The sequence below is a fragment of the Nocardioidaceae bacterium SCSIO 66511 genome (assembly GCA_023100825.1).
Taxonomy (GTDB): Bacteria; Actinomycetota; Actinomycetes; order Propionibacteriales; family Nocardioidaceae; genus Solicola.
This window is the reverse complement of record CP095846.1, coordinates 1,990,991-2,012,427: the sequence shown is the minus strand read 5'-3', so window position 1 is coordinate 2,012,427 and position 21,437 is coordinate 1,990,991. Positions and strand designations below refer to the sequence as shown.

At 67.1% G+C, this 21,437-nt stretch carries 19 protein-coding genes; 7 read left to right on the top strand and 12 right to left on the bottom strand.

All coding sequences use genetic code 11. The features are described 5' to 3' along the window. Window positions 1–26: 26 nt before the first annotated feature. A complete protein-coding gene (locus tag MU582_09420) occupies window positions 27–1,286 on the bottom strand; it encodes an MFS transporter (GenBank protein UPK76840.1) in 1,260 nt (419 codons plus the stop codon). Window positions 1,287–1,346: 60 nt separating this feature from the next. Between MU582_09420 and MU582_09415 the strand changes: the two genes are divergently transcribed. The 5 genes from MU582_09415 to MU582_09395 all read left to right on the top strand — a co-directional run bounded on the left by MU582_09415 (window position 1,347) and on the right by MU582_09395 (window position 5,961). Next, window positions 1,347–1,901, top strand: coding sequence for a MarR family transcriptional regulator (locus MU582_09415; GenBank protein UPK76839.1), 555 nt, complete (start codon window positions 1,347–1,349; stop codon window positions 1,899–1,901). Window positions 1,902–1,938: 37 nt separating this feature from the next. Then, a complete protein-coding gene (locus MU582_09410) occupies window positions 1,939–2,610 on the top strand; it encodes a hypothetical protein (protein ID UPK76838.1) in 672 nt (223 codons plus the stop codon). Window positions 2,611–2,711: 101 nt separating this feature from the next. Beyond that, window positions 2,712–3,092, top strand: a complete 381-nt coding sequence (locus tag MU582_09405; protein UPK76837.1) for a VOC family protein — start codon at window positions 2,712–2,714, stop codon at window positions 3,090–3,092. 76 nt (window positions 3,093–3,168) lie between these two features. Then, the gene (locus MU582_09400; GenBank protein UPK76836.1) at window positions 3,169–4,020 is read left to right on the top strand and encodes a hypothetical protein; all 852 of its coding nucleotides are present in this window, start codon (window positions 3,169–3,171) and stop codon (window positions 4,018–4,020) included. A 120-nt stretch (window positions 4,021–4,140) separates the two neighbouring features. Then, entirely contained in the window at window positions 4,141–5,961 is a 1,821-nt protein-coding gene (locus MU582_09395; GenBank protein ID UPK76835.1) for a glycerophosphodiester phosphodiesterase, read from the top strand. Between the two features lie 48 nt (window positions 5,962–6,009). On the opposite strand, the gene MU582_09390 is transcribed toward MU582_09395, so the two are convergent. After that, window positions 6,010–6,963, bottom strand: coding sequence for an endonuclease/exonuclease/phosphatase family protein (locus MU582_09390; protein UPK76834.1), 954 nt, complete (start codon window positions 6,961–6,963; stop codon window positions 6,010–6,012). Between the two features lie 135 nt (window positions 6,964–7,098). On the opposite strand from MU582_09390, the gene MU582_09385 reads away from it, so the two are divergent. Next, complete coding sequence (locus MU582_09385) at window positions 7,099–7,566, top strand: YdeI/OmpD-associated family protein (GenBank protein ID UPK76833.1); 468 nt, start codon at window positions 7,099–7,101, stop codon at window positions 7,564–7,566. A 167-nt stretch (window positions 7,567–7,733) separates the two neighbouring features. Here the strand turns inward: MU582_09385 and MU582_09380 are convergent, their stop codons facing one another. From MU582_09380 to MU582_09335, 10 genes are read right to left on the bottom strand one after another with little or no spacing between them, the layout of a single operon-like run. Next, the gene (locus MU582_09380) at window positions 7,734–8,594 is read right to left on the bottom strand and encodes a CoA ester lyase (GenBank protein UPK76832.1); all 861 of its coding nucleotides are present in this window, start codon (window positions 8,592–8,594) and stop codon (window positions 7,734–7,736) included. Beyond that, on the bottom strand, window positions 8,591–9,781 hold the full coding sequence (locus tag MU582_09375) for a CoA transferase (GenBank protein ID UPK76831.1): 1,191 nt from the start codon (window positions 9,779–9,781) through the stop codon (window positions 8,591–8,593). The genes MU582_09380 and MU582_09375 overlap by 4 nt, the downstream gene beginning before the upstream one ends. After that, window positions 9,778–10,692: a ribokinase gene (locus MU582_09370; GenBank protein ID UPK76830.1), complete on the bottom strand. Its 915-nt coding sequence runs from the start codon at window positions 10,690–10,692 to the stop codon at window positions 9,778–9,780. Before MU582_09370 ends, MU582_09375 begins: the two co-directional genes overlap by 4 nt. Then, complete coding sequence (locus MU582_09365) at window positions 10,689–11,840, bottom strand: ADP-ribosylglycohydrolase family protein (GenBank protein ID UPK76829.1); 1,152 nt, start codon at window positions 11,838–11,840, stop codon at window positions 10,689–10,691. The genes MU582_09370 and MU582_09365 overlap by 4 nt, the downstream gene beginning before the upstream one ends. Then, entirely contained in the window at window positions 11,840–12,886 is a 1,047-nt protein-coding gene (locus MU582_09360; GenBank protein UPK76828.1) for an ADP-ribosylglycohydrolase family protein, read from the bottom strand. The genes MU582_09365 and MU582_09360 overlap by 1 nt, the downstream gene beginning before the upstream one ends. After that, the gene (locus MU582_09355; protein ID UPK76827.1) at window positions 12,879–13,880 is read right to left on the bottom strand and encodes an ADP-ribosylglycohydrolase family protein; all 1,002 of its coding nucleotides are present in this window, start codon (window positions 13,878–13,880) and stop codon (window positions 12,879–12,881) included. Before MU582_09355 ends, MU582_09360 begins: the two co-directional genes overlap by 8 nt. After that, window positions 13,877–15,157 (bottom strand): sugar ABC transporter substrate-binding protein, encoded by a 1,281-nt coding sequence (locus MU582_09350; GenBank protein ID UPK76826.1) that lies wholly within the window; start codon window positions 15,155–15,157, stop codon window positions 13,877–13,879. The genes MU582_09355 and MU582_09350 overlap by 4 nt, the downstream gene beginning before the upstream one ends. A gap of 12 nt (window positions 15,158–15,169) precedes the next feature. Continuing rightward, on the bottom strand, window positions 15,170–16,099 hold the full coding sequence (locus MU582_09345; protein ID UPK76825.1) for a carbohydrate ABC transporter permease: 930 nt from the start codon (window positions 16,097–16,099) through the stop codon (window positions 15,170–15,172). Beyond that, window positions 16,096–16,998, bottom strand: coding sequence for a sugar ABC transporter permease (locus tag MU582_09340; GenBank protein ID UPK76824.1), 903 nt, complete (start codon window positions 16,996–16,998; stop codon window positions 16,096–16,098). Before MU582_09340 ends, MU582_09345 begins: the two co-directional genes overlap by 4 nt. Next, the gene (locus tag MU582_09335; protein ID UPK76823.1) at window positions 16,995–18,020 is read right to left on the bottom strand and encodes a LacI family transcriptional regulator; all 1,026 of its coding nucleotides are present in this window, start codon (window positions 18,018–18,020) and stop codon (window positions 16,995–16,997) included. Before MU582_09335 ends, MU582_09340 begins: the two co-directional genes overlap by 4 nt. A gap of 766 nt (window positions 18,021–18,786) precedes the next feature. Here MU582_09335 and MU582_09330 point away from each other — a divergent pair. Then, window positions 18,787–21,366 carry a hypothetical protein gene (locus tag MU582_09330; GenBank protein ID UPK76822.1) on the top strand — a complete coding sequence of 860 codons (2,580 nt, stop codon included), beginning with the start codon at window positions 18,787–18,789 and terminating at the stop codon, window positions 21,364–21,366. Window positions 21,367–21,437: the final 71 nt, after the last annotated feature.

Genomic DNA, 21,437 nt, shown 5'->3' with positions numbered 1-21,437 from the left:
AGCGACGGGTTCTGGGTACGCCCTGCTCAGACGCGCTGACCGGTGGGCACGGGTTCGACCGGTTCGAGCTCCTTGCGCTGCAACCCGCGTACGGCCGGCGACAACAGCGCGACAGCGACACTGGCCGCCATGACGGCGGCCACAACGCCCAGCCAGGTACGAAGACCGAAGTACGCCGCGACGGGCCCCGTGAGCGCGAGCCCGAGCGGTCGGGCGACGAACGAACCGGCCATGTCGAATGCGTAGACCCGTGACAGCAGGTGCTCTTCGATGTTCTGCTGGATCGACAGGTCGAGGCCCACGCTGAAGATCTCGAGCCCGAACCCGTGCGCGAAGGCACAGACCGCGATGACCACCATCGAGTCACTGACCGCCATCGCCGCCGGGAATGCCGCGGTCAACCCGAGCAGGCACACACCGACGTACAACGGACGTCGCGGTCGCCACACGAGCGTGACGATCCCTCCGACCAGGAATCCGGACATCATCGCGGCGAGCGCGTACCCCCAGGCCGGCCGCCCGAGCTCCCCGCTGACCACGATCGGACCGAGTACGTCCTGCGCGCCGCCGTAGAACAGGTGATACGTGAAGGCCTGGGCGGTGAGCAGCCAGAGCCAGGTGTGCCGGAAGACCTCCGCCACACCCGCCCGCATCTCAGCGAGCAGTGAGTGCGTCGCGACGACGGCGACAGCGGGTACGCGAATCCGGGTGTAGCACAAGGCACCGAGACCGAACGTGGTCGCGTCCACCGCAAGCGCCCAACCCGGCCCGACCCATGCGACGAGCACACCCGCTACGCCGTACGCGACGATCTGCGCGGTGTTGGTCAGGGTGCGCCGGAACGCGACTGCAGGTTGCAGACAGGCTTCGGGGATCGTCTGCTTGACGATTGCCATCGAGCTCGGCCCGTTGAGCGCACCGAGCGCACCGTTGAGCATGCCGAGGACCCCGAGCAGCCAGATCGCTCCCCACCCGCCGACCAACGACGCCGCGGCCGTCGCCTGGACGATCGCCGCAAGGACCGTCGTGCCGACCATCACGAACTGTCGCGGCAGCCGGTCACCGAGTACTCCCCCGAACAGGACGGTCACGACGTCGGCCAACGCGTAGAGCGCGACGACCAAGCCCAGGTCGCCGGCGGAGCCGCCGAGGTCGAGGACGCCGAAGGCGAGCGCAACTGGCGCGATTCCGTTGCCGAACCGCGTGATCGCACCACCCAGGACGAGCCAGCGATAGGCCGTGCTGGCGAGAGCGTCGCGTACGCCGGGCCGAAGGGATGCGGTCATGAGACGAATATACTTCGCTAGCTAATTATCTGTCAACGAAATACCTGTAACCTTGGAGACATGTCCACCGACCCGCGTACCCCGACACCCGCCGAGGACGACGCCGATCGCCATGTGGCGCGCTGGCGCAACCATTGGATCGACGTCGAGTTCGATGACACGGTCGAGGCGATCGTGGCGCGTATCGGCACGATCATTCGCTATCTGCGCGACGACAAACAGCGATCGGTACGCGAGGCCGGCTTACAGGGGTTCGAGTACGACACGCTGCACAGCCTGATGATTCGCGATACGCCCGGTACGGCCTCGCCCAGCGAGCTCGCCACAGACTCAGACGTCTCTCCCGCCGGCATGACCGGTCGCCTCGACACCCTGGAAAGGGCGGGGTACGTACGACGCCGCACGGTCGAGGGCGACCGGCGGCGTGTCGAGGTCGAGGCCACTGCGAAGGGAATCCGGATCTGGCGCAAGGCAATGGCATTGCGCGGAAACACCGAGGAGGAGCTGATCGGCGTACTCGATGAGCCCGAACGCGAGCAGCTCAGCGCACTCCTGCGCAAGCTCACCCTCGCGATCGAATCCGAGCCCGAGCCGGACGACGAGCCGGCTCAATGACCACCCCAGCGACACCCGAACATGAGACCGTACGTACATGACAGTCCGACATCTCACCGTCTCCGCAGGCGTTCTCGGTGTGCTTGCAGCAACCCTGACGACAGCGCCCGCGGACGCAGACGATCCCATCCAGGCGACCGATCGGGCAGCGGCGCGCGTCGTTGCCCGAGTCGACGTCAATGGCAACGGCAAGCGAGATGTCGTGCGGTTCAAGAAACGCGGCAAGCACAAGCTCGTTGTACGGGTGCGCACCGACCGCGGCAAGGTACGGCGGCGGGTGGTGCGCGCGCCGTACATCGAGTTCGGAGACTGGTACGGCGCGGCAAGGCTGGATGGGCGATCGGGACGTGAGCTCGTACTGCTCACCTCGGCGGGTGCCCACTCGCTGAGCTACACCGTTCTCACTTGGCGTCGCGGCAAGCTCAAACGACTGAATTCGCCCACGGACAAGTTCTGGTTCACCGACGGCGCCGCGATGATGGGGTCGGGTTGGCTCCGGCGCACCAGTCACGGCCGGGTGTCGATGACCGAGCGCCACCTCTCGCGGGCCGGAAGTCGGCCCGTCTGGCGTGGTAAGGCGACCCGGTACGTCTGGAAACACGGCGACTGGCGCAAGCGCGGCTCGCATCGCATCAAGGTACGCGGAGACAACAAGGCCGCGAAGCGGTTCGGGTGGCGCGGCACGACGTTGCCGCCGTTCCCCGGCTGAGCGCCCCGCACTGCAGGTGAGTGACCCAACGGACTCGTGGCCGATGAGTCCGATGTCTGGGCTTCGTCGTAGTACGTACTGACCTACGACGAGGAGTCCTGATGGCTGCAACCGTGATCCCGATCCTGTCTACGCCCGACGTCGAGCGCCTGCGCACCTTCTATACCCAGTTGTTCGCAGCGTCGGAGGCGACTCGCGTACCCGACGATGGCCCGATCTTCTATCTCGGGCTTCGCATCGGTGGGTCGGAGATCGGCATCGTCGCCCGCGACGACGCCAACACCGGATCGGCACGGGCGACCGGCCAGCGGATGCTGCTGAGCATCGACGTGGCCGAGGTCGACTCCTCGCTCGAACGTGTCGAGTCCCTCGGCGGACACGCACTCGGACCGGCCAACGACATGCCATGGGGCCAGCGCGTCGCGCATATCGAGGATCCCGATGGCAACGCCGTCAACCTCACCCAGCAGTTGGACGAGTAGCTGCGACGACGGAGCATGGCGCGGCGCTGGATCTGTCTACAGTATGCGAGACGACGAGTCGAACGACTGGAGGACGATGAGCGACCAGCCACTTCAGAAGGCCGATTTCGGTGCGATCTACGATCAGCCCGACCCCCGCCCGTACTTCACCACCCTGCAGCCGTACGCGTACGAGATCCCCCAGCACGGTGCCGAGGCCTTCACCCGGCTGCTCGAGGTGATTCCATCCGACGCACCACCGACGGTGCTCGACGTCTGCAGCTCGTACGGGATCGTCGGTGCCTTGCTCCGCACAGATCTGCGGCTGGCCGATGTCTACCGGCACTTCACCGATCCCGATAAGAGCGGCCTGTCGACGACCGCGCTGCGCGAAGCTGATCGCGAGCTGCTGGCGCGCCGACGTCGGCCCGATGCGCCTCGGGTCGTCGGCCTCGATGTCGCGGCCAACGCGATCGCGTACGGAGTCGACGTCGGTGCGATGGACGCCGGCAGCAGCGAGAACCTCGAGCAGGGTCCGCCGTCCGAGCGGCTCACCGAGCTCGTTGCCGACGTCGACCTGATCACGACCACGGGTGGCGTCGGGTACGTCACCGAACGCACCTTCGACCGTCTGATGCGTTGCCGAAAGGGGCCGGTGTGGGTGGCAGCATTCTGCCTGCGTACCTACGACTACGCACCGATCGCCGATACGCTCGCTCAGCACGGCCTACGCACCGAACGTGTGTCACGTACGTTCGCGCAGCGCCGCTTCATCGATTCAGATGAACGCCAGTGGGCGATGTCGCGCGTACTCGCCCACGGCCTCGACCCTTCCGGCAAGGAGTCGGACGGCTGCTATCACGCCGACCTGTACGTCTCTCGCCCGCGCGACGCAGCGGACCAGCGCAGCGCCGACGAGCTCCTGGACGGTGCATTCGCCGCCGACTGAGCGCGGCGACGTCTGCGTGCTCGATCGAAGTTGGCCCGCATTCCGGTCGGCGTTCACGTAGACGTACGACTGGACCCGTTGGCTGGCGGCAGCATGACGTCCAGTCGAAGGAGCCTCGCGATGCGCAAACGCCCTGCTGCGCTCACAGCCGTGTCCGCACTACTCGCGTCGGCGGTGCTCTGCACGCCGACGAGTCCGGCATCGAGAGCATCGGCCGAGCCGGCTTCCGAGTTCGATCTGCAGGCGCACCGGGGCGGCATCGCGCTCACCGTCGAGAGCACGCTGCCCGCATTCGCCCGTGCCTTGCGCGTCGGCGTCTCGACGCTCGAGCTGGACGTGCAGATCACCGAGGACCGGGTCGCAGTCGTCACCCACGACCGTGTGGTGAGCGATGAGAAATGCCGAGACACGGCACCCGCCCATCCCTGCGATCCGGAGTATCCGTACGTCGGCGACTACGTCAAGGACCTCACCCTCGACCAGGTACGCACCCTCGACTGCGGAAGCACCACCTTGGCGAAGTTCCCCGACCAGGAGGCCGCGCCCGGTGCGCGGATGCCGACACTGCGCGAGGTCTTCGACCTGGTCGACACCTACGAGGCCGACGATGTGATGCTCAACGTCGAGACCAAGGTCGAGGCCGGCGCACCGGACGAGACGGCGCCGCGTTCGCAGTTCGTACGTACCGTCGCCGCCGACGTCGACGAAGCCGATATCGCCGACCAGGTGACCATCCAGAGCTTCGACTGGGGAGCACTGATGATGATGCGAGAGGTGGCGCCCGAACTACCGATCATCGCGCTCACCAACCGCGACTTCCTGCAGACCGGACAGCCCGGTGCGTCACCGTGGCTGGGCGGCATCGACATCGACGACTTCGACGGCGATCTGGTGGCGGCGGTCGACAGCTTCGACGCCGATGCGCTGTCGCCGGTGCAGGGATTCCCGCAGGACGGTGCGATCGGCGATCCCGACTTCGAGCCGTACGTCACCCGGTCGATGGTCGATGATGCCCATGACGCCGGCATGCCGGTGATTCCATGGACCGTCGATGACCGCGACACGATGGAGCACTTCATGCGCATCGGCGTCGACGGACTCATCACCGACAGACCCGGCGTCCTTCGAGATCTGATGTCCAGACGTGGCGTCGACCTGCCCGCACAGTACCGCGACCCCGCGGCCGGTGAGGTCCAGCCGGTCGCACAAGCCCATGCACACAACGACTATGAGCACGACCGCCCGCTCGCCGATGCGCTCGCGGAAGGATTCACCAGCGTCGAAGCGGATGTCTGGCTGGTCGGTGGCGAACTGCTGGTCGCGCACGACCGCAAGGACGTAGATCCGAGCCGGACGCTCGAGTCGCTCTATCTCGACCCGCTCGAGCGGCGGGTACGCGACAACGGCGGCACGGTCTACGACGGGCATGACGAGCCCCTTCAGTTGCTCGTCGACCTCAAGAGCAACGGCCCGCGTACGTATCGCGCGCTGCACCGAGAGCTGCGTACACACCAGAGGATCCTGACCAAGTTCGCTCCGAAGGTGCGAGACGGTGCGGTGCAGGTGGTCGTGAGCGGCAATCGACCACTCGACCTGATGCGCCAGCAGCGACAGCGTTACGCCGGCTACGACGGCAGGCTCTCAGACCTCGGATCCGATCTGAGCCCGAACCTGATGCCGCTCGTCAGCGACAACTGGGCGAACCACTTCACCTGGCGAGGCGAGGGCCCTATCGGCGCAGCAGAGCACGCGAAACTGCGTTCGCTGATCCGCCGTGCACACGCAGGTGGCTACCGCCTGCGTTTCTGGGGAACACCGGACGCTCGCGGGCAGGCGCGTACGTCGATCTGGTCGGTTCTCGCCGACTCGGGTGTCGATCATCTCAACTCCGACGACCTCGTTGGCCTATCGCGATTCCTGACCGTTCGAGGATCTGCTTGAGCCGTGTCGGTGCGGCATAGGCGGTATGCCGCACCGACGGACGGTCTGTCACCAGCGCAGCAGCGCGTACACCGCGTTGTGGTCCGAGCGCCGCTTGGGCACGAGCTTGTTCCAGCGCTTGCGTTCGGCCCGTTTGCTGGTCACTCGCTTCTCCCCCTCGTCGCCGTACCGCACGCCGCGCATGACGTCGAGCCCGCCGCCGACGTACACATGGTCGATGGGCTTGCCCGAACTCGGTCGGTACGGGATCTTCGGTACGTCTGCGGGCTTCAGCGTGTTGGTGCGCTTGCGCTTGGGCGTACGGTCGGTCAACCCGCCGGCTGCCCTCGCAAAGCTCGATCTGAACAGCCGGGCATTGGGCTCGCCGGCAAGGATGTTGAAGTCACCCGCGAACACCGTGCGCGAACCGAGCGGAAGATCATCGCTCAGTCCCTGCTTCAGCCTGCGGATCTCGCCCGCCTGTGCGGGCTTGTCCGTACGTGACGCGAAGTGCACGTCGACGACTGTGACCTTGTTGCTCGGATGTGCACGACTCGCGAACTGAGCCCAGGGAAATGCCTTCTCCTCCTTGCTCGGCCCCGCCACATTGACGTACCCGTCATTGAATTTCTTCAGCTTCGCCGTTCGGTACAGGATCCATCGGCCATCGCGCTTGGAAGCGATCCGGTAACCGGGGAACGCCTTGACCAGCTTCTCGCCGTCGGCTCCCACGACACGCCAGTCCGTCTCCTGCAGGACGACGATATCGGCGCGCTTCTTGCCCCGCTTGCGGTTGACGACGTTGCTCCAGATCTTGCTCAACCGTTTGCCATGGCTCTTCAGCCCGTATGCGTCACGACAGCGGTCGTTGAGACAGGTGTTGTAGGTGACCAGGCTGACCTTCTGGTGCGCAGTTCGAGCGGCGACCTGTGCGTCGGCATCGGCATGCGCTGCCCCCGCGGGTAGCAGCAGACCTGACACCAATGCGGCCGCAGCGGCGTACGAGTTCTTCTTCAGGACCATCAGTTGTCTCGCAATCTGTCGGTCCCCCTCCGCAGCGCACGCTATCCCACCCGCATCGCTCGGAGCGGAGGCGTCGGCGTTCGTACCTCCGGTGCCATGCTGTGGTAGAACCGAATGGAGCGCGAAGGAGCCGCAATGAGCGAATCGCCGAGCGTCGAGTTCCGGGCGGTCCTCGAGCAGTCGGGCAAGACTGCAACAGGGATCGTGGTACCGGACGATGTCGTGGACAGACTCGGCGGCGGCAAACGACCACCAGTGCAGGTGAACATCAACGGCCACACGTACCGGAGCACGGTCGCCTCGATGGGCGGGCGTTTCATGGTCGGCGTCAGTGCAGCAAACCGCGAGGCGGCGGGTGTGGCGGCCAACGACGAGCTCGATGTGACGCTCACCCTCGATACCACCCCGCGCGAGGTGAGCGTTCCGGCCGACTTTGCGGCGGCGTTGGCTCGGAACCCAACGGCTGAGGCGTTCTTCGAGACCCTTTCGTACAGCCTCAAACGCTTCCATGTGGAGTCGATCGAGGGCGCGAAGGCAGCGGCCACCCGCGAGCGCAGGATCGCCAAGTCCGTCGACATGCTGGCCGAGCACCGCAAGCGCTAGCTAGCTGCTTCGCTGTCGGTTCCCGGTCGCTTCGGTGGTGGTGCTTTACCAAGTAAACATGGTGAAACTCCACTCTGCACGGCAGGGACGCCATGCAAAGTGGCAGGTTGCCGTGCCCGTTGGTACGCCAGCGACCACCGGTACGGTGGCGACACCGAAACCGAACGCTAGCTGGCCGAGCCCGAGCGAGTGCCGGGCTCCCGAGTGAGTCGTTCGAGGTCCAGTACGCGGCGGGCAGCGCCGACCATCGCGGGGTCGATGAAGCTCCCGTCGTCGAGCACGTCTACTGCGCCGTGAGCCAGCCGGTCGAGTGTCGCCTGCGCCCGCACCACCTCTTCAGTGACCGGACGGTACGCCGCCCGGATCGGCGCCAGCTGCGCGGGATGGATGGCGCAACGCCCCACGAACCCGTGCGAACGCCCGGTCTGCGACGACTCACTGAGGCCGACGAGGTCGCGTACGTTCAAGTACGGCGACTGGGCCGGCGCCGGTAGGCCGGCCGCCGCGGCGGCCACCACGATGCGCCCACGCGCCCACTCCAGCGCCCGGTCGTCGGAGACGCCGAGGGCCGAGCGGAGATCGGCCTCGCCCAGTCCGATCGATGCCAAAGGCGGCCCGTACCTCGCGATGTCGAAGGCCTGCTCGATGCCGATCGCAGTTTCCACCAGCGCATGGATCGGGCGTTCGCCTCCTAGTAGTCGGCGTACCTCGTCGATCGTCTGCGGCGACTCGACCTTGGGCAGGCGTACCTCGATGTCGGTGTCGAGACCGGCGACCGTGGCGAGGTCGGCCGCAGCGTACTCGGTGTCGACAGCGTTGACGCGTACCTGCACCCGCTGCTCGCCGCGGGCGCTCACCAGAGCCGGCAGCGCGGAGCGCGCAGCCACCTTCGCTTCCGGGGCGACGGCATCCTCGAGATCCATGATGACGACGTCGGCGCCGAGCGTGAAGGCCTTCGCCACTCGCTCCGGCCGATCGGCAGGCACGTAGAGGTACGTGACCGCCAGCTCGCGCGCGGCGGGCGTCATACGATCCCCTGCTCACGCAGGGCGTCGACATCACCGACGCCGAGCTCCTCGAGGAGCTCGTCGGTGTCGGCTCCGTGTCCGCGTCCGGTCCAGCGAATACCACCCGGTGTCTCCGACATCCGGAAGAGCACGTTATGCATTGCGAGCGGGCCGAGATCCGGGTCGTCGACCGTCTGGATCGTGCCGAGCGCGGCGTACTGCGGGTCCTCGACGATGTCGGACGCATCGTAGATCGGTGCGATCGCCGCCTCCGCACGCTCGAACGTCGCGACGACCTGGTCGCGCGTGTGCTGACCGACCCAGTCTCCGACGACCGAGTCGAGTAGGTCGGCGTGCTCGACCCGACCACTGCCCGTAGCGAACCACGGTTCATCGACGAGATCCGGCCGACCGACGATGTGCATGACCCGCGCCGCGATGCTCTGCGCACTTGTGGAGATCGCGACCCAGTTGCCGTCTGCCGTGCGGTACGTGTTGCGGGGCGCATTATCGCTCGATCGATTGCCTCTGCGGGGCTGGACCGTGCCGAGCTGGTCCCAACGGCTCACCTGCGGCCCCAGGATCGCCATGATCGGTTCGATCAGCGCGAGGTCGACGACCTGGCCACGACCGGTCGAGTGGCGCGCGTGCAGCGCGGTGAGCACGGCGTAGGCGGTCGCGAGCCCCGCGATGCCGTCGGCGAGTCCGAACGGCGGCAATGTCGGCGGCCCGTCCGGCTCACCGGTCAAAGCAGCGAATCCGCTCATCGCCTCGGCCAAGGTGCCGAAGCCCGGTCGGCGTCGGTACGGACCGATCTGTCCGAAGCCGGTGAGACGGGCCACGACGAGCCCGGGATTCGTTTCCTGCAACTGGTCCGGGCCCAGCTGCCAGCGTTCCAAGGTGTCGGGTCGGAAGTTCTCGATCACCGCGTCGGCTGTGTCCGCGAGGCGGCGGAAGACCTCTTGCCCCTCGGCCCGGCCGAGGTCCAAGGTCATCGTTCGCTTGTTACGCCCGATCGTCTTCCACCAAAGGTTGTGGCCGTCCTTGGCCGCACCGTGCCCGCGCGCCGGGTCGGGCATTCGGGGATGCTCGATCTTGATCACCTCCGCGCCGAAGTCGCCGAGGTGCATGGCTGCCTGGGGTCCGGCGAACAGGGTCGACACGTCGATGACGCGCAACCCGTCGAGCGGCATTGCGGTGTCGCTCATTCGTCGCCCCTCTCTGCCAAGGCGGCCTCGATCGCCGCCCGGGTGGGCATCGACGTCGATGCTCCGAAACTCTGTACGGACAGCGCCGCAGCCGTACCTGCCCAAAGCAGCGCTGCGCGGCGATCGCGACCCTCCGCGAGGGCGACCGCGAGACAGCCCGCGAACGTGTCGCCCGCAGCCGTGGTGTCGACCGCCTCGACGGCCGGAGCCGATTCCTCGATCACCTCGTCAGCGTCGGACGCAACACAGAGGCATCCCCGCTCCCCCAGGGTGACGACCACGACGTCGACGCCCATCTCGACGAGGGCGCGGGCGGCCCTTCTCGGATCGGCTACGCCCGAAAGACCCGCTGACTCGGGCTCGTTGAGCACCAGCACGTCGACGTCGTCAAGCTGGGCTGCGGTCAGCGGCAGCACCGGCGCAGGCGTCAGCATCACCGGCACGCCCACGCTTCGGGCGTACGCCGCCGCCTCGACGACCGCCTCCAGTGGCAGTTCCAGCTGGAGAAGGAGCATGTCTGATCCGGCGATCGCGTGCCGGTGCGAATCGGTGAGCGTACGCACCTCGCCGTTGGCTCCCGGCACCACGATGATCGAGTTGTCGCCTCGGTCGTCGACGGTGATGTGTGCGGTACCGCTCGACACGTGCACAGTGTCGAGCGAACTCGTATCCACGCCGTCGCTTCGGAGCACGTCTCTGATTGCCGCGCCGTCCGCGTCATCGCCCACGGCACCGACCATGCGTACGGCCGCTCCCGCACGCGCCGCGGCAAGTGCTTGGTTGGCGCCTTTGCCGCCGACCAGCTGGTCGTACGACCGGCCGGTGAGCGTCTCTCCGCGTTGCGGTGCCGACTCGACCCGTACGACGTGGTCCATGTTCGCGCTGCCGAAGACGGCGATGGTCGGGCTCATCGGCTCTGCCCGTCAAGCAGCCGCCCGTACGACTTCTCGATCCGTACGCGTCGCTCGTGGTCGCCGACCCGGATCCGCTCTGCGACGGCGGCGTGCTCACGCGCCGGACCGGCGAGGTCGAGACCACTCGCTTCGGCGACCGCGCAAGCGAGATCGCTCGGTACCGCCGACTCACCTCCTAGTGCACCCGCGATCGCACCGCCCATCGTCGCGATCGAGTCGGAGTCACGCCCGTAGTTCACGCCTCCGAGAACCGTCTCCCGCCAGTCGCCGTTGGCGATACGCAAGAACCCGAACGCGAGCGGGAGCTCCTCGATGCTGTGCACGCGGCTCGGCCGCCTCGCGCCGAGCCCCTGGTCGCGGTACGTATCGGCGACCGTGTCGTACGGACGCATCGCATCGCGCAGTACGCCGGACTCGATCGCCTCAGCCCAGGTCCCGACGCTTCCGGCCGCGTCCCACACGGCTACGAGCGCGGAGCGGGTGCCGTCGCGCGCGAGACGGATCGCCGCGTCGTACACCGAGTCGACCGTGGCGTCCGGATCCATCGCCGACGCGACGGCCGCGGCCATCACCCCGGCCGCCTCACGTCCGTACGACGCTTGATGTGCGCCTGCGATATCGATCGCCTCTGCGTACGCGGAGTCCGGGTCGGCGGCGTTGACGACACCGACGGGAGCGATGTACATCGCTGCGCCGCAGTTGACCGCGTTGCCGATGCCGGCCTCGCGTGGGTCGACGTGCCCCCAGTGCAGGCGCAGCGCCATGTACTTCTCCGCAAGGAAGACGCGTTGCAGCGGCAGCGCGTGCTGTTCCAGCTCGGGAATCCACACCTGCTCGGAGATCATCCGCGGAACCAACCGCTCCGCGACGTCGTACGCGTCGAGGTGGTCGGACTTGTCGGCGTACACGTCCATCAGCAGTCGCGTCATCAACGTGTCGTCGGTGACATGCCCATCACCCTTGTGGTACGGCGCAATCGGCCGCGCAGTGCGCCAGTCGTCGTAGTACGGCGGGACGATGCCTTCAACCCAACCACCCCAGCGCTCCCGGATCTGCGCCGGCGTCCAGCCTTCGGTGGCGCCACCCAGCGCATCACCGACCGCGGCGCCGACAAGGCATCCGAGCGTCTTGTCGAGCAGACTCATCAGACCGTCTCCTGTCCGCCGATGATCTCGTGTACGACCGAGTCGAGCGAGACCCCGTCGAGGTCGCGTACGCAAACGCCCTTGAGGCTCGGCAGGTCGCGACGCTGCCCGCCGAACGCCGCACCTGCAACGGCTCCCGCGAGTGGTACGAGCCCGTCGGCGTGCCGTGGGTGGCAGAGCGCACCGAGCAGCATCGCATCGAAGCTGTCGGCCACGCTCAGATGCGCGAGTACGAGACCGAGCGACTCGGGCGCTTGGTTCGCGTACGAGTAGACGTGGTCAACTGCCTCGCGTTCGAGCCTGGCACCCAGGTCGACAGGAGTCGCTGCCGGCTCGACGACCGACAGGCATTCGCTCACGACGTGCGCGATCCAACTCTCGGCGGGTAGCTCGCGAAGAGCCGCGTCGACGGCCGCCTGACGATCGCCTCCGGCGGCCAGCAACGCGACGAGAGCCGCGGTGGCCCGCGCACCCCAGACGCCGTCGAGTGCATGGGTCACCCCTGCATCGGTCGCCGCGAGACCAGCGGCCGCCGACGCATCGCCCGGCCTCAACAGACCGGCCGCCACGGCACGTACGCATGCGATGTCGTCGAAATAGTGCGGGTTGTCGTGCCCGCTGACGGGCGGGTACGCGCCTCGCTGCAGGTTGTCGAGCGCGATCGACGTACCGATGCGGGCACGTACCGCTGCGGCGCCCTCGGCCCGCAGCGCCGCGAGCTCTGCCCAGACACCGTGCTGCTCGCCGGTGGGTGTCCCGTCGAGACGTTGCCCGAGCAGATGGCGTACGGCCACCACGAACCACTCGGTGTCGTCGGTCGGCCCCGCAGGGTCGATCAGTTCGGGTGACGACGCATGTAGGTACGGCGTCGGAATGGTGGTCGTCACGGCCTCACGCGCATGGTCACGCGCCTCACCGAGACGTACTGCCCGGCGCGGGCCGAGTTTGGCCATGCGATGCCACCACGACGACCACGTCACGGCATCGCCCGCGCTGAGACCGGCGACCGTGTCGTACGTGCGTTGGGTGATGCTGCGCTCAGCCACGCCCGTCACCCAACTCGACTGCCAGTGTGCACAGGTCGTCGGCGACCTCCATCGGATCCATCCCCTTCGTCGTCAGCAGGCACACGCCGGGAGCAACAGCTACGGCGGGCAGCCACTCGGCGGGCACCGCGTCGATGCCGCTCATCGCGCCCGCGATACCGCCGGCCATCGCCGCGATCGTGTCAGCGTCGCGGCCGAGGTTGACCGCATTCAGGACCGTCTCGCGAAAGTCACCCGCACCGGCCAGCACGGCGACGAACGCCAATGCAACCGCCTCGGGTGCGAGGTCTGCCCAGTAGTAACGATGCACGCCCAGCTCGGCGACCGCCGTTCGCCCTGCCGTCGACCAGTCCGGCGAGGTACGCACGATCTCGTGCCCGCGGCGTAGGTCTCGCGCCGTCCAGGAGTCCTCCGGCACCGCCGCAAGCGCGGCGGCATAGGCCTGGTCGGCGTCGGCCCCGTCCATCGCGACCGCTACCGCGGCAGCGACTGCCTGGCCCGCGTAGATACCTTCGTGGCTGTGGCTGACGAGGCCATCCTGCTCGGCCAAGCGCGCAGCCTCCTGCGGGTCGCCCGTCGCGACGATGCCGATCGGCGCGACCCGCATCGCGAGCCCGTCGCTCCAACCGTGCGCGTGCTGCCCCGAACGCGGCGGCCGATGCCCGCGCTCGAGGTTGCGGATCGTAGCCATCTCGCTGAAGCCGCCGCCCGCGAAACCTCCGCGTTGCGTCACGACCTCGGCGTACCACAGATCCGCGACGGTCTCGGCGCTGAACCTCTCCCGGTACGTCAGCAGCGCCTTCGCCGTGAGCAACGCGTACTCCGTGTCGTCACTGCCGAGGGGCGTGTCGGCGACGTACCCCTCGATGCGCCCCCAGCGCTCGGCGATCTCGTCGGGCTCCATGCCCTCCGCCGGACGGCCGAGCGCGTCTCCGACCGCCAGTCCCGCCAGGCAACCGCGTGCACGCTCTCTGCTCGGCCCGTTCGTACTCAACGCGACTCCGACAACAGGTCGCTGCCGTCCTCCAGTTCGGAGACGAGCTCGTCCTCATCGATGTCGTCGCCGAAGTACTTCTGGAACGCCGGCGTCGCGATCTTGTCCATCCACTCCTGGAAACCGGGCGTACGACGCCACGGTGCGGCGGTCAGCGTATCTGCCGACGCGAGCGCGACATCCCATCCCTGCTTGCCGTTGGTCCGCTTCTGCAGTGCGTCGAGCGCATCGTCACTCGTCGGTACGAGCCAGTCGCCTTCGGCGAGTCGGGCCATGTTCTGGCCGTCGAGGAAGAACTCGATGAACTCCGCGGCCTCCTCGGGATGCTCGGACTGAGCGGCCACCGAGAGGGTCTGCGGGTTGACCGCCTGCGTCGCGCCTTCGGTGCCCTCGATCGGTGGAATGGTCACCCAGTCGAAGCCGTCCGGAGACTCCTCGACCATCTGCTGGCGCAGCCAGGTCGCGCCGAAGACCATCGCGTACTTCCCGCCGAAGAACCCGGGCAGCGCGTCGGTACTGGTCAAGCTGACGGTGTCGGACGAAGCGCTCTTGTCGTCGTACAGCATGGAGTGAATACGCTCGGGTACCTCGATCTCCTCGTCGCCCGCCGAGATCTCGGGGCCGTCGGCGACGTACTCGCCGCCGAAGTTCTGCGACAGCGTGACCATGGCGTTTGCCGGATCACCGAGCGGGAACGCAACGCCGTACGTGTCGTCGTTCGTGAGCTTCTTTGCCGCCGCCGCGAACTCGTCCCACGTCCACGGGTCATCGGGCGTCGGGATCTTGACGCCCGCCTGCTTCAGCAGCGTGGCGTTGGCGATCGGAAGACGGTTCTCCATCAGAAACGGTACGCCGACCGTTCCGTAGTCGTCGTACTTCACGGTGTCCCAGACATCGTCGGCGATGCCGGACTTGAAGTCGTCCGAGAGGAGCGGGTCGAGGTCCGCGAAATAGCCTCCTTCGGCGAACACCTGTCCGGCCGATGCCTCGTAATGGATGATGTCCGGCGGGTCACCGCCCTCGAAGGCCGTGAGCAGCTTGTCGTGTACGGAGTCCCACTCGGCGCCGTCGTAGGTCACCTGGACGTCCGGGTGTTCGTCGTTCCACTCGGCGACGATCTCCTTGTTGGCGGCGATCGATGCGTCCTGCCACGCGAGGCTCTGGAACCGAAGCTCGACCTTTCCTCCGTCGCCCGAGCCGTCGTCACCGCCACATGCGCTGGTCAGCCCAACGACGGCCGCACTGACCGCGACGACGCTGAGAAGTCTTGATTTCATGGGTTGGGCTCCTTATCCCTTGGTCGCACCGGACATCAGTCCGCCGGTGAGACCGCGCTGAATGAACGAGAAGAAGACGAGGCTCGGGATCGTTGCGAGTAGCGAGCCGGCGGCGAGCGGGCCGAGACGGGCGACACCTTCGAGACCGACGAATCGCGCGAGCGTCAGCGGGAGCGTCTCGAGCTCGGGGCTCTTGATCAGCACCAGTGCAAAGAAGAACTCGTTCCAAGCGGTGATGAACGCAAACAGGGTGGTGGCGATGATGCCGGGCAGGAGCAGCGGGAAGACGATCGCGCGCAGGATCTGAACCCTCCCCGCGCCGTCCATGCTCGCAGCCTCCTCGAGGTCGACCGGCAGCTCGCGCACGTAGCCCTGCAGCATCCAGAGGGCGAACGGCATGATCCACACGACGTAGATCAGGATCAGGCCGATCCGCGTATCGACCAGCTGCGCGTCACGCAGCATCAGGAAGATCGGGATCACCACGAGGATGAACGGGAACAGCTGGCTGAGCAGCACCCAACCGAGCACCGGCTTGGTCATCCACGTGCGCAGCCGCACCAACGCGTACGCCGCCGGAACCGCGAGTACGACGGTCAATGCGGCGCTCGCGACCGCGACGATCAGGCTGTTGAACGCCGAGCGCACCAACGCCTGCTCGGTGAACGCGTCGACGAAATTGTCGAGCGTCGGGTTGTCGGGGATGATCCCGGGATGCAACGCGACGAGATCCTGGGGCGAGGCGAACGCGGTCGAGAGCATCCACAGCAGTGGGAACGCCAGGAACACCAGGTACGCCGCAAGGGCTGCGTACTGAAGTGCGCGTACGCCTGGCGACACATGGTTCATCGGGTTGCGGCGTCGCGGACGCCGCGAGCGCGTGGCGGTCGACCGACCCGGATCGCTCACCGCCCGCGCCGGCTTCGCCGTTTCGGTGCTCATGCGGACTCCTTCAGCCGGCGGCGGAGGTAGATCAGGATGAACACCAGCACGATCAGCACCATCACGTTGCCGAGCGCGGCCGCGTACCCGTAGTTGCCGTAGCGGAACGCCTCGTCGTACGCGAACAGCATCGGTAGCGTCGTCTTGCCGCCGGGGCCACCCTTGGTGAGGACGTACACGAGGTCGAACGAGTTGAAGTTCCAGATGAAGTTCAACGTCGTGATGGCGGCGACCACACTGCGCAGATGCGGCCAGGTGATGTTCTTGAACCGCGACCACGCACTGGCTCCGTCGATCGCCGCCGCTTCGTGCAGCTCGTGCGGAACACCCTGTAGTGAGGCCAGCAGCACGACCGTCGTGACCGGCATGCCTGCCCAGACGCCCACCACGATCACGGCAGGAAGCGCGGTGTGAAACTCCCCCAGCCAGTTCGCGCCGAGGTCTTCGAGGCCGACGCGGTACAGGATCTCGTTCAGCAGACCGGCATCCGGCCGGTACACCAGCGACCACATGATGCCGACGACGACGGGCGGCATCGCCCACGGCACGACCGCAAGGGTGCGGGCAAGTAGGCGACCCCGAAGGTCGAGGTTCAGGAGCAGAGCGAGGCCGAGTGCGAGGAAGAACTGGATCACGGTGACCGACACCGTCCACACCAGTCCGATCCGGAACGACTCCCAGAACAGCTCATCGGACAACAGCTCGCGGTAGTTGTCGAGGCCGATGAAGTTCGTCTGGAGGTTGTAGCCGGCGCGAGCGTCGGTGAAGCCGAGATAGACGCCGCGCAACAGCGGATAGACGCTGAGGACGAGGATCGGCAGCAGCGCAGGAAGGAGCAGCAGCCAGGCACCGTTGCCGACGAACGGTTTGCGTGCCGTCGGCGCTGTCGTCGCGGTCATCGAGTGCTCTCCGTACCGGAGCTCGCACGTACGACGAGTTCGGGCTCGACGCTGATCCGGTGCGGTGTACGCCCGGGATTTGCCAGCCGCTCGAGCAGCAGCTCCGCCGCGAGCCGACCACGCTCGCGCGCGCCGAGCGACACACTCGACAGCGGCGGCCACGAAGAGGTCGCCAACTCCGTATCGTCCATGCCGACGACGGCTACGTCGCCGGGTACGTCGAGCCCGGCTTCGCGGACCGCCTGTAGGACGCCGAGAGCCATCAAGTCGTTGGCCGCGAAGAACGCGTCCGGCGGCCGCTTGGCTTTCAACATCTCGGCAGCCGCCTTCGCTCCCCCTTCGACGGTGAAGTCAGTGAACGCGACCCGAGCGGCGTCCTCGGTCATGCCCACTTCGGCGAGACCGTCCTGGTAGCCGGCGTACCGGGACTTGCCCGGCACGGTGTCGAGCGGCCCATCGACCAATGCGATCCGGGTACGCCCCTGCTCGGCGAGGTGCGCCACCGCACGGGCGACGCCGGGACGCGAGTCGACATGGACGTTGTCCACGGGGCAGGACTTGGGCAGCCGACCGATCACCACGACCGGCGACTGTGCGCGCTTGAGCTCGGTGAGGTGGCGACGAGTCACCCGCAGCGGGCACATGATCAACCCGTCGACGTAACGCTGGCCGAGGCTGCGGAGTACGTCGATCTCGTCGGAGGTGTCGGCATTCGTACTGTGCAACAGCAGCCGGTATCCCGCCTGACGCAGCACCGGCTGGATCGCCTGCACCATTGCGAGATACGCCGCGTTGCCGATGTTCTCCATCGCGAACGCGATCTGTCCGGTCTGGCTGGTCTTCAGCGACTTCGCCGCCGAGTTGGGCACGTACCCGACCTCATCGACAGCTGCGCGTACGCGCTGGATCGTCTCCTCGTTGGTCGTCAATCCGTTCAGGACTCGGGAGACCGAAGCGATAGACACGCCTGCGGCGTCGGCGACGGTGTGGATCGTCGGCGCAGCATGGGGGTCTTGCGTCATCGTGCTTCTCCCGGAGGTCGGAAACGTTTACAGGACAGACCGAGCCGAAGCCCGTAAACGTTTACGGATTGCGCAGAATCTAACCCTCGCGGTTCGCGCTGTCAACGCCCTGCCCCTACGGAACGCGAATCGCTCCGGGCTTCTGCTCGTACGGCCCCGGTGGAGATTGGCTCCTCCGGCGTCAACCCGCCGCGTCACCCCTCGCCGCTGCCGGCTTCAACCGCGCTTTCGGTGCGACTACCAGCCTGCCCGATTTCTCGTCGCTTTCGGCCTTGCTACCTCGACGGCCGGGCAAAGACGCGGCGACGCGGGCCGCGAGCCTCGGCCTGGGGGTTCGTCGCCGACTTTCCCGTTTCTGTTGGGTTTTCGCCGATTCGGTGGTGGTCGTTTACCAAGTAAGCATGGTGAAGCGCCACTTCCCGCGCGCTCTGCACGGCAAGCATCCGCTCCCCACGGCAAACACGCCGTGCAACGTGACACGTTGCCATGCCCGCTGGTACGACAGCGACCACCGGTACGGATGTGACGCCGAGTCGAACACGTATTCCGTTGGCATCGCACACCTCCAGGTAGTCAACATCGATCACCCGAGCGTCCCGCAGACCGCTGCCTATCCCCTGTCTATTCGCTGTCGAGCCCGCATTGACGAGTGCTCGAGCCCGGGATACGTTGCTCACGCTCGGACGTCCAGACCTGGACTCTCGCGGGGTTCGACCACACGGAAACGTTTTTCGGCGCGTACGACGGACCTGGACGAGAGGGCACCATGCGGCGGATCAGCATCGGCTTGGCAACGGCAGCACTGATCATCGGCGGCGGTGCAATCGCAGCGGGAACGTCCCCCGGGGTCGCCGACCCGCCGAGCGCCGATAAGCAGTCCGCGCCGTGCGGCGTCCTCACCACCACACCGAAGTATGCGGGCGAGGTTCCGAGCCCGAAGGAGTCGTTGGGTTTCGAGCTCGGCGACCATCCGGCCACCGTTCGCCAGCTGTATCGGTACATGAACGTCATCGACCGCAACAGCGACAAGGTCGTCACCGGCACCGCTGGACACACGTCCAGAGGTACGGCGCTGAAGTACGCGCTGCTCAGTACGAGTGGCAACGTCAAGCCCGCGGCACTCAAGCGGATCTCCCGCGACGCCGCGAAGCTCCGTGACCCAAACCTGCCGAAGGGTCAGGCGAAGGCCATCGCCAAGCGGATGCCCGCGATCCTCTGGCTCACCGGCAACGTGCACGGCAACGAACCCGCCGCGGGAGACGCGGGTCTGCAGATCATGTACGAACTCGCCGACCGCACCGACTGTGTGGCCAAGAAGGTCGCCAAGAACGCACTCGTCGGCTTCATGCCCAGCCAGAACCCCGACGGCCGTACGGCTGATACCCGCGAGAACAGCTACGCCTTCGACATGAACCGCGACTGGTTCGCACAGACGCAGCCCGAGACCAACGCGAAACTCGCACTGCTGCGCAAGTTCCCGCCGCAGCTGTTCATCGACGAGCACGGCATGGGCGGTGACGGCTACTTCTTCCCGCCCAACACCGATCCGACGTACCACGAGACGTCGAGCCAGTCGGTCAACTGGGTCAACAACCTCTACGGCGCTGCCAATGCGGCGTCGTTCACCTCGGAGGGCCTCGAGTTCGAGACGTACGAGTCCGGCTACGACCTGTTCTTCCAGGGCTACGGCGACACCGTCCCGACGACGCAGTTCGGCGCGGCCGGGATGACCTTCGAGGTCGGACAGGCCGCCACGTACCCCGCGCAGACGCGCAAGCACTACCTGTCGGGAATCTCCTCGCTCTACGCGGGTGCAACCCATCGCAAGAGCGTGCTGACCGACTGGCATCGCAGCTATGTGCAGGCGCAGCGGCAGGGCAAGCAGTGTCGCCTCGAACCCAACGAGGTCTTCAACCCTGGCAACACCGTGCAGCAACCGGTTCCGAGCCGGCGCGTCTGTGGCTACTTCCTCTCCGCGGGTACGAAGGCCAAACAGCGCGACCTCTCCGTCGTGATCCAGCGGTTGCAGGATGCCGGCGTCAAGGTCTATCGCCTCACCAAACCGGTGCGCGTCTCCGACTTCCGGGAGTACGGCCGCGCGCCGGCCGCGGCGACCATGCAGCGCGGCACGTACTGGGTGCCGCTTGCCCAGGCCGAGAAGCACTGGGTGCAGGCGATGCTGAACGAGAACACCTACGTACCGTTCCCGTACTTCTACGATGTCAGCGGCTGGAGCATGGCCTTGCTGTCGAACCTCGAAGGCGGCTACACCGGCTCGAAGGTCAAGGCGTCCGCGCTCGAGCTGCTGCCCCGACAGCGCGTTCGCCCGATGCCGCTGCCCGGCAAACTGGCCGCGGTCGGCGTGCTCAGTCGCGACTCCAGCCCGTTCCGCCCCTCGCAGAGCGCGGGCTGGCTGCGCTGGCGCCTCGACCGTGACTGGGAGATCCCGCACGTCGACGTACGACCGGCGCAGGTCTCTGAGTCGACCTTGTCGAGCCTCGACACGCTCATCGTCCCCGACACAGATGCCGAGACCATGGCCGACCTGATCGGTGCGGACGGCGCCGATGCGCTGCGAGCCTGGGTCAGCGACGGTGGTCATCTGATCGGGTGGCAGGGCGGCACCCAACTCGCCGCGCAGCTCGGGCTCTCCACCGCGGTGCTCACCGAGCCGACCGGTCAGGCTCCCGGCACGCTCTTCCGCACCGGCGTCGAGGGCAACTCGCCGCTCACCAAGGGTGTCGGATCCGATGACTGGGTGATGTACAACTCCGACCCGGTGATGACGGCGTCCGACCCGGCGAGCGTCGTCGCGGCGTACCCGGCCGCGGACTCCGCCGACTGGTACGTGTCCGGTTACCAGGAGGGTGCCGAGGAGATCGGCGAGACGGCGTTCGAGATCAGCGAGCCGGTCGGGAGCGGAGACGTCACGGTGTTCTCCTCCGATCCGAACTTCCGAGCGTTCTCCGACGGCACCGCACGTCTGCTGTACAACGCGATCCTGACCTCACGCGGCACCCAGGCGCGAGACGCCGGATTCGCACCGCGCGCGGGGTCGGCAGCCAGGTCCGCCGATGTCACCGAGGCACGCAAGGCCGCCGAAGCACTCAACCGGCCGCACGACGCCGTTGTCGCGGTCCGGGTGGCGAGCTCGGACGCCGATGCCGCCGCCGACCTGCTCCGCGACCACGCTCAGACGGTACGGATTGCACGGTCGGGCGATACGGCGACGGTCTACGTACCGTCCGGGCGTCGTGCGTCGGCGGATCCCGCCGGCTGGGTTCGTGAGCTGCCCGCGATGTTGGCCGACGCGGACGTGGAGCCGTTGAGCCTCGACATCCCGTAGCCGCGCCCCGGCAGCTCCTCCCCCGTGGGCCGGACGTTCGGGTGCGACACGCGCGGCGTGTCGCACTCGAA

Excerpts from the sequence above, each read along its gene's own strand:
- MU582_09385 (UPK76833.1), top strand. The coding sequence starts at position 7,099 with ATGAGCGAATCGCCGAGCGTCGAGTTCCGGGCGGTCCTCGAGCAGTCG.
- MU582_09370 (UPK76830.1), bottom strand. The coding sequence starts at position 10,692 with ATGAGCCCGACCATCGCCGTCTTCGGCAGCGCGAACATGGACCACGTC.
- MU582_09395 (UPK76835.1), top strand. The coding sequence starts at position 4,141 with ATGCGCAAACGCCCTGCTGCGCTCACAGCCGTGTCCGCACTACTCGCG.
- MU582_09415 (UPK76839.1), top strand. The coding sequence starts at position 1,347 with ATGTCCACCGACCCGCGTACCCCGACACCCGCCGAGGACGACGCCGAT.
- MU582_09350 (UPK76826.1), bottom strand. The coding sequence starts at position 15,157 with ATGAAATCAAGACTTCTCAGCGTCGTCGCGGTCAGTGCGGCCGTCGTT.
- MU582_09405 (UPK76837.1), top strand. The coding sequence starts at position 2,712 with ATGGCTGCAACCGTGATCCCGATCCTGTCTACGCCCGACGTCGAGCGC.
- MU582_09330 (UPK76822.1), top strand. The coding sequence starts at position 18,787 with ATGCGGCGGATCAGCATCGGCTTGGCAACGGCAGCACTGATCATCGGC.
- MU582_09380 (UPK76832.1), bottom strand. The coding sequence starts at position 8,594 with ATGACGCCCGCCGCGCGCGAGCTGGCGGTCACGTACCTCTACGTGCCT.
- MU582_09400 (UPK76836.1), top strand. The coding sequence starts at position 3,169 with ATGAGCGACCAGCCACTTCAGAAGGCCGATTTCGGTGCGATCTACGAT.
- MU582_09335 (UPK76823.1), bottom strand. The coding sequence starts at position 18,020 with ATGACGCAAGACCCCCATGCTGCGCCGACGATCCACACCGTCGCCGAC.
- MU582_09365 (UPK76829.1), bottom strand. The coding sequence starts at position 11,840 with ATGAGTCTGCTCGACAAGACGCTCGGATGCCTTGTCGGCGCCGCGGTC.
- MU582_09375 (UPK76831.1), bottom strand. The coding sequence starts at position 9,781 with ATGAGCGACACCGCAATGCCGCTCGACGGGTTGCGCGTCATCGACGTG.
- MU582_09410 (UPK76838.1), top strand. The coding sequence starts at position 1,939 with ATGACAGTCCGACATCTCACCGTCTCCGCAGGCGTTCTCGGTGTGCTT.
- MU582_09420 (UPK76840.1), bottom strand. The coding sequence starts at position 1,286 with ATGACCGCATCCCTTCGGCCCGGCGTACGCGACGCTCTCGCCAGCACG.
- MU582_09390 (UPK76834.1), bottom strand. The coding sequence starts at position 6,963 with ATGGTCCTGAAGAAGAACTCGTACGCCGCTGCGGCCGCATTGGTGTCA.
- MU582_09345 (UPK76825.1), bottom strand. The coding sequence starts at position 16,099 with ATGAGCACCGAAACGGCGAAGCCGGCGCGGGCGGTGAGCGATCCGGGT.
- MU582_09340 (UPK76824.1), bottom strand. The coding sequence starts at position 16,998 with ATGACCGCGACGACAGCGCCGACGGCACGCAAACCGTTCGTCGGCAAC.